The sequence below is a fragment of the Streptomyces sp. NPDC059524 genome, from assembly GCF_042749255.1.
Lineage (GTDB): Bacteria > Actinomycetota > Actinomycetes > Streptomycetales > Streptomycetaceae > Streptomyces > Streptomyces xanthii.
In genome coordinates, this window is the sequence record NZ_JBHYTK010000005.1 from 108,001 (window position 1) to 115,209 (window position 7,209).

8 protein-coding genes are annotated in these 7,209 nt (G+C 73.5%); 7 read left to right on the forward strand and 1 reads right to left on the reverse strand.

Annotation, left to right across the window (positions count from 1 at the left end):
- Position 1: 1 nt before the first annotated feature.
- From otnK to ACFW9D_RS02595, 7 genes are all read left to right on the forward strand, one after another.
- Positions 2–1,294, forward strand: coding sequence for a 3-oxo-tetronate kinase (gene otnK / locus ACFW9D_RS02565; protein WP_384616904.1), 1,293 nt, complete (start codon positions 2–4; stop codon positions 1,292–1,294).
- Positions 1,276–1,458, forward strand: a complete 183-nt coding sequence (locus tag ACFW9D_RS02570; protein ID WP_384616906.1) for a nucleotide-binding domain containing protein — start codon at positions 1,276–1,278, stop codon at positions 1,456–1,458. The genes otnK and ACFW9D_RS02570 overlap by 19 nt, the downstream gene beginning before the upstream one ends.
- Positions 1,455–2,141 carry an aldolase gene (locus ACFW9D_RS02575; RefSeq protein WP_384616908.1) on the forward strand — a complete coding sequence of 229 codons (687 nt, stop codon included), beginning with the start codon at positions 1,455–1,457 and terminating at the stop codon, positions 2,139–2,141. Before ACFW9D_RS02570 ends, ACFW9D_RS02575 begins: the two co-directional genes overlap by 4 nt.
- A gap of 78 nt (positions 2,142–2,219) precedes the next feature.
- Positions 2,220–3,527, forward strand: a complete 1,308-nt coding sequence (locus ACFW9D_RS02580; RefSeq protein ID WP_188340784.1) for an MFS transporter — start codon at positions 2,220–2,222, stop codon at positions 3,525–3,527.
- 31 nt (positions 3,528–3,558) lie between these two features.
- Complete coding sequence (gene otnI / locus ACFW9D_RS02585; protein ID WP_384616910.1) at positions 3,559–4,377, forward strand: 2-oxo-tetronate isomerase; 819 nt, start codon at positions 3,559–3,561, stop codon at positions 4,375–4,377.
- A complete protein-coding gene (gene denD / locus ACFW9D_RS02590; protein WP_384616912.1) occupies positions 4,374–5,426 on the forward strand; it encodes a D-erythronate dehydrogenase in 1,053 nt (350 codons plus the stop codon). Before otnI ends, denD begins: the two co-directional genes overlap by 4 nt.
- Positions 5,427–5,430: 4 nt before the next feature.
- The gene (locus ACFW9D_RS02595; RefSeq protein ID WP_188340781.1) at positions 5,431–6,189 is read left to right on the forward strand and encodes a FadR/GntR family transcriptional regulator; all 759 of its coding nucleotides are present in this window, start codon (positions 5,431–5,433) and stop codon (positions 6,187–6,189) included.
- Positions 6,190–6,202: 13 nt separating this feature from the next.
- Here the strand turns inward: ACFW9D_RS02595 and ACFW9D_RS02600 are convergent, their stop codons facing one another.
- A complete protein-coding gene (locus ACFW9D_RS02600; protein WP_384616914.1) occupies positions 6,203–7,039 on the reverse strand; it encodes a 5'-nucleotidase, lipoprotein e(P4) family in 837 nt (278 codons plus the stop codon).
- Between the last annotated feature and the right edge of the window lie 170 nt (positions 7,040–7,209).

Genomic DNA, 7,209 nt, shown 5'->3' on the forward strand with positions numbered 1-7,209 from the left:
CATGGCCCTGCGCCTCGGATGCATCGCCGACGACTTCACCGGCGCGACCGATCTCGCCAACAACCTGGTGCGCGCTGGCCTGCGCGTGGTCCAGCTGATCGACGTACCGCAGGACGGAACGAGCGTGCCGCGGGACGCGGACGCGGTCGTCATCGCGCTCAAGTCGCGGACGGTCCCGGCGGCCGAGGCCGTCGACGCCTCGCTGCGCGCCCTGGAGTGGCTGCGCTCGGCGGGCGCCGGGCAGATCTACTTCAAGTACTGCTCGACGTTCGACTCGACGCCGGCCGGGAACATCGGCCCGGTCACCGAAGCCCTGATGGACGCGCTCGGGACGGACTTCACCGTGGCGACGCCCGCGTTCCCCGACAACGGCCGCACCGTCTTCAAGGGCCATCTTTTCGTCGGTGACGTCCTGCTCGGCGACAGCGGCATGCGCCACCATCCGCTCACCCCGATGACCGACTCCAACCTGGTGTCCGTGCTGGGGGCGCAGATGCGGCGCCCCGTCGGACTCGTCGACCACACGGTCGTCGCCGCCGGACCCGACGCGATCGCCGCCCGGATCGACGCGCTGCGCAAGGACGGAGTCGGGGCCGCGATCGTCGACGCGGTCTCGAACGAGGACCTGCTGCGTCTGGGCGCCGCCGTCGCGAACCTGCCCTTGGTGACCGCGGGTTCGGGGCTGGCGATCGGCCTGCCGGCGAACTGGGGTGTCGCGCCCTCGCCGGACGCGGCGCGGCTGCCGGCGGCGTCCGGGCACGCGGCGGTCGTCGCCGGTTCGGTGTCCGCCGCCACGAACGGGCAGGTGCGGGCGTTCCTGGCCACGGGCCGCCCCGCGTTCAGCGTGGATCCGCTGCGGATCGCGGCGGGCGAGGACGTCGCCGCCGAGGCCCTCGCCTTCGCCGAGCGGCAGCTGCCCGAAGGGCCCGTCCTCGTGTACTCGACCGGGTCGCCCGACGCCGTACGGGCCGTGCAGGCCGAGCTCGGCGCGGCCGACGCGGGAGCGCTGGTCGAGCGCACGCTCGCGCGCGTCGCCCAGGGGCTGGTCGAGCGCGGCGTGGGGCGGGGGGGCGGCGCCCGGGGCGCGTCCCCGCGCGGCGGGGGTCTGTCGCCCCCCCGCGCAGGGCAGCGCGCCGGGGGGGGCCCGAGCCCGGGCGGGGGCGGGCCCCCGCGTGCGCGTTGCTCGCGCCCACGCGCGCGCGCGCCGCCCGGGGGTTGGTCTAGGGCGGGGTCCGCCGGCTCGTCGTCGCCGGCGGCGAGACCTCGGGCGCGGTCGTGCAGGCCCTCGGCCTGACCGGGCTGCGCATCGGGCCGCAGATCGACCCGGGCGTGCCCTGGTGCGCGGCGCCGCTCCCGTACGGCGCCGGCACCCTGCACATCGCCCTCAAGTCGGGGAACTTCGGCGGGCCGGACTTCTTCACCTCGGCGTTCACCCTGCTCGACGAGGTGGCCGCATGACACTCCCGCCGGAGCAGGACCCCGCGACCGAGGCCGCGCGCGCCGAGATCGTCCGCGTCGGCGGCAGCCTGTTCGCCCGCGGCTACGTACACGCCAGCGCGGGCAACATCAGCGCCCGGCTCGACGACGGGCGCGGCCACCTGATCACACCGACCGACGCGGCGCTCGGCTTCCTCGACGCCGACCGGCTCGCCCTCGTCGACGCCGACGGACGGCAGCTCGCGGGCGACCGGGCCAGCAAGACGCTCACCCTCCACCGCCGGATCTACGCCGCCGACCCCACGGCCCGCTTCGTCCTGCACACCCACTCCACGCACCTGGTCGCGCTCACTTTGGCCGGTGTGTGGCGGCCGGACGACGTCCTTCCGCCGATCACCCCGTACTACGTCATGAAGGTGGGGCACGTCCCGCTCGTCCCCTACCACCGGCCCGGAGATCCGCGCGTCGCCGACCTGGTGACCGAGCGGATCGCCGCCCGCGCCGCCGAGGGCACCCCCATCAGGGCCGTGCTGCTCGACCGTCTCGGCCCCGTCGTCTGGGGCCCGGACGCCGCTTCCGCGCTCGCCGTCCTCGAAGAACTCGAGGAGACGGCCCGGCTCTGGCTCACCACCCCCCGCACGCCCGAGCCGCTCCCCGACCACGCCGTCGCCGAACTGAGAGAGGCCTTCGGCGCCGCCTGGTGACCTTCCCGCCCGGCCCGTCCCCCGGCCGGCCGTCCCCGTCCGCTCGTTCCCACCGAGCCGCACAAGGAAGTGCTCCTCATGCCCACGACCGTGCCCACGGAGACCACCCCCGAACTGGCGCGTGAGAACGCCGTGTTCCGCAAAGTGGTCCGCCGCATCGTCCCCTTCCTGATGCTGTGTTACGTCGTCTCCTACCTGGACCGCGTCAACGTCGGTTTCGCCAAGCTGCAGATGTCCGCGGACCTCGGCTTCAGCGAGGCGGCCTACGGCCTCGGCGCCGGCCTGTTCTTCATCGGCTACTTCCTCTTCGAGGTGCCCTCGAACCTGCTGCTGCAGCGCGTGGGCGCCCGCACCTGGATCGCCCGCATCATGATCAGCTGGGGCGTGGTGTCCGCGGCGTTCGTGTTCGTCTCCAACGAGGCGACGTTCTACGTGCTCCGCTTCCTGCTCGGCGCCGCCGAGGCCGGCTTCTACCCCGGCGTCATCCTGTACTGCACGTACTGGTTCCCCTCCCAGCGCCGGGCCCGCGTGATCGCTCTGTTCATGTCCGCGATCCCCGTGGCCGGCATCTTCGGCAACCCGCTCTCCGGCTGGATCATGGACGTGTTCCACGGTCTGGGCGGCTGGGACGGCTGGCAGTGGCTGTTCCTCGTGGAGGCCGTCCCCGCCGTGCTCATCGGTGTCGTCACCCTGTACTGGCTCGACAACGGCGTACGGGACGCCAAGTGGCTCACCGACGAGGAGAAGGACGTCGTCGAGCGCGCCGTCGCCGCCGACGCCGAGCGGCACAGCGTCCACGGCCGTGCCCTCGACGCCTTCCGCGACGGCAAGGTGTGGCTGATGTGCCTCATCTACTTCTGCTTCGTGATGGGCCAGTACGCGCTGACGTTCTGGATGCCCACGTTCGTCGAGTCCACCGGCATCGAGGGCGCCCTCGCGATCGGTGTGCTCAGCGCCGTCCCGTACGTGGCCGCGCTCGTCGCCATGAACTTGTTCGGTCTCTCGGCCGACAAGCGCCGCGAGCGCCGCTGGCACCTGGTCGTCCCCTCGCTCATGGGCGCCGCCGGCTTCTCGATGGCGGCGAGCTGGACCGGCTCGACGGCGCTGTCCCTGGTCGCCCTGTCGATCGCCGCGGCCGGCGTGCTCACGTGCGCCCCGCTGTTCTGGTCGCTGCCCACCGCGTTCCTCGGCGGCACGGCGGCGGCCGCGGGCCTCGCCGCGATCAACTCGGTCGGCAATCTCGCCGGTTTCGTCAGCCCGTACATGATCGGAGCGCTGAAGGACTCGACCGGCTCGACGGCGATACCGATGTACGTACTGGCCCTCGCCCTCGTCATCGGCGCCGCGGCCGTCCTCACCACGAAGAAGAGCGTCGTCAACCGCTGACGCCGCACCGTCCGACCCCCAGGAGCCACCCATGCCGAGGTTCGCAGCGAACCTGTCGACGCTGTACCCGGAGCACGACTTCCCCGACCGCTTCGCCGCGGCCTCGGCGGACGGCTTCGACGCCGTCGAGTACCTCTTCCCGTACGCCTACGCGGCCGGCGAGCTCCGCGCCCGCCTCGACGGACACGGCCTGCGCCAGGTCCTGTTCAACGCGCCGCCCGGCGACTGGGAGCACGGCGAGCGCGGTCTCGCGGCGCTGCCCGGCCGGGAGGCGGAGCTGCGCGAGGGCGTCGACCGGGCGCTGGAGTACGCGGCCGCGCTCGGCAGCCCGCGCGTGCACCTGATGGCGGGCCTCGTCGCCCCGGACGCCGACCGGGCCCGGCACCGTGACACGTATGTCGCGAACCTGGCGTACGCCGCGCGGCAGGCGGCGAGCGCCGGGGTGGACATCCTGATCGAGCCCATCAACACCCGGGACATTCCCGGCTACTTCCTGAACCGCCAGGCGGACGCGCACGCCGTGGTCCGGGAGGTGGGCGCCCCCAATCTGAAGGTGCAGCTCGACCTGTACCACTGCCAGATCGTCGAGGGCGACCTCACCACGACGCTCCGCCGCGACCTGCCGTCCGGCCGGGTCGGCCATCTGCAGATCGCCGGTGTGCCCGACCGCCACGAGCCGGACCGCGGCGAGCTGAACCTCCGTCACCTCTGTGCCGTCATCGACGATCTGGAGTACGACGGCTGGATCGGCTGCGAGTACTTCCCCGCGGCCGGCACGAGCGAGGGCCTCGACTGGCTCCGCGCTCTGCGCACCGAGTTTCCGCACACGTCACCGAAGGACCACGCATGAGGATCGTCATCACGGGCGGCTTCGGCTTCCTGGGCCGCCAGGTCGCCGAGGCCCTGCTGGAGCAGCGCACGTTCGACGGCCGGCCCGTCGAACGGATCGTCCTCGCCGACCGGTTCGTCCCGGACACCTCGCCGCTGACCGCCGACCCGCTGACCGAGGTCGTCCAGGGCGATCTCACCGAGCGCCTCGGCGACCTGTTCGCCGAGCCGGTGGACGTGGTCCTGCATCTCGCGGCCGCGGTGTCGGCCGAGTGCGAGGCGGACTTCGACCTCGGCATGGGCGCCAATCTGGACACGACCCGCGCCCTGCTCGAAGCCGCCCGCGCCCAGTCCGCGGCCGGCGGCCCGCTGGTGCGTCTCGTCCTCGCCAGCAGCGTCGCCGTGTACGGCTCGGACGCCGCGCTGCCCCTGCCGGCGGTCGTCGACGAGACGACGCTGCCGACGCCGCAGTCCAGCTACGGCGTGCAGAAGCGGATCTGCGAGCAGCTCGTCGCCGAGTACACCCGGCGCGGCTTCCTCGACGGGCGGGTCACCCGCCTGATGACGGTGTCGGTGCGCCCGGGCAGGCCGAACGCCGCCGCTTCGGGCTTCCTGTCGGGGATCGTGCGCGAGCCGCTCGCCGGGCTCCCCTCGGTCTGTCCGGTCGGCCCCGGCCTGCGGGTCGCGCTCGCCTCCCCGCGCCGCACCGTGGCGGGCATCCTGCGGGTCGCCCAGGCCGAGCGGGGCGAAGGCCCCGGGCGGCTGTCCGGCGGGCTCCCGGTCAATCTGCCGGCCCTCACCGTCACGGTCGCCGAGATGCTGGACACCCTGCGTGAGGTGGCCGGGGACGCGGTCGCCGATCTCGTGACGGTCGCTCCGGACCCGGCCGTGGAGGCGATCGTCGGTTCCTGGCCGGCCGCGTTCGACAACGCGCGCGCCGCCGGGCTCGGCCTGACGCCCGATCCCGACTTCGCGTCGGTGGTGCGGCAGTACGTCGCCGACCACGCGGACGCGGTGACGGCCGGGGCCCTGGCCTCGGCGGGGGCGGCCGCACCCGCGCCGATAGACTGAAGTCATGTTCAACAAGGTGGACGGGCCCGTGCGGCTGGCCGATCGTGTCGCGGCCATGCTCACCGAGGAGATCGAGTCGGGGCGGCTGACCGCGGGCGACAAGCTGCCGACCGAGGTCGAGCTCGTCAAGCAGCTCGGTGTCAGCCGTACGGTGATCCGCGAGGCGGTGTCCCGGCTGCGCAACGCGGGCCTGGTCGAGCCCCGGCAGGGCCGCGGCGTCTTCGTGCTGCCGCGCCGCACCCGTCCCCTGGACCTGGAGGCCGACACCGGGGCCACCGACACCAAGGCGAAGGTGCTGCAGGTCGTCGAGGTGCGCCGCGCGATGGAGGCCGAGGCCGCCCATCTCGCGGCGTCCCGCGCGACCCGCGCCGACGTCGCGCGCATGCGGGCCGCGCTGACCGCGATCGACACCGCGGTCGAGGCCGGCGGCGACGGTGTGGAGGAGGACCTCGCGTTCCACCGCTCCGTCGCCGAGTCGACGGGCAACCCGGTCCTGGTCTCCACGGTCCGCTATCTGGGCGAGGTCTCCCGGGGCGGCATCCGTGTCACACGGGCCAACGAGGCCCGCCGCGGCGACTTCTTCGACGCCGTCCGCGAGGAGCACCACGCCATCCTGACCGCGATCGAGGCGGGCGACCCGGAGGCCGCCCGCTCGGCCGCGCGCCGCCACATGGAGCACGCGGCCGCCCGTCTGCAGGAGGCCGATCCCGAGTTCTGGGACGAGGCGGAGCGGATGGACGTGGAGCTGGACGCCAGGAGCTGAACCGGCCCCGGCGTCAGTTCAGTTCGCCCCGCGCGGCCCGCAGCATGCGCGCCCGGTACGCGGGTGTGTCGGCCGGCTCGCTCTCCCCGAAGACGGCCCGCATCCAGTGCCCGTCCGTGTTGTTGGGGAACAGGACGAAGTCGCGGCCGAAGTGCTCGGCGTCCTGCGCGGCCAGGGCCTTGCGCTGCGGGACGGAGTCCACGTAGTAGCGGCGGCGGAAGTCGTTGAGGTTGTCGCCGAGGTAGGCCACGACCTCGTACCGGGCCGCGATCTCGCGCTGGGCGGGCTCCTTGTCCGAGGACTCGCGGAGCATGGTCACGTGTGCGTCGTCGGCGAAGGCGAGCCCGGCATGACGCAGGTTGGCGACGCCCAACTCCTGGGTGTCGGGGCCCTGGTCGCGGGAGGAGACGTAGAAGACCTCCACTCCCCTGCTTGCGGCGTAGTGGGTGAAGTCGACGGCACCGGGGGTGGGCGTGGGGCCGTTCTCCCTGATCCAGGTGTCCCACAGGGTGTCGTCGAAGGCCTGCTTTCCGGCGGTGAGCAGGCGTGCCCAGTAGGTGTCGGAGGACAGGACGGTGTCGTCGACGTCCGAGACGACGGCGAGCGGTCTGCGGCCCGCGCTCCCCGGCCGTCCTCCTCCGCGCAGTGCGGCGTCGACGCGGTCACGGGCGATGTTGAAGGCCTGGCGGTACAGCATGTCGCGCTCGGCCGCGGTCTGCCGCCAGGCACCCGCCGCGCTCAGGATGTTCTGCACGGCGTCGTCCGCCGTGGCCGCGGATGCGCCGCCGGCGGCGGTCAGCACGGTGCCGCCCGCGATGCCGGTGACGACGGTGCGTCGGGAGATGGACATACCTGCTCCTGGAATCGATCGCCGGCCCGTCCGGGTGAGCGCCGGATGCACCGAGGCTACGAGCGCGGCACCGCGGTGTGACCCTGCATTCGTTGCGCGGGGACGGCTGATCATTGCGCGTGCGGGGCGGAGCGGGCGCCCGCCCCGGCACACGGCGTGCGGTGTGCCGG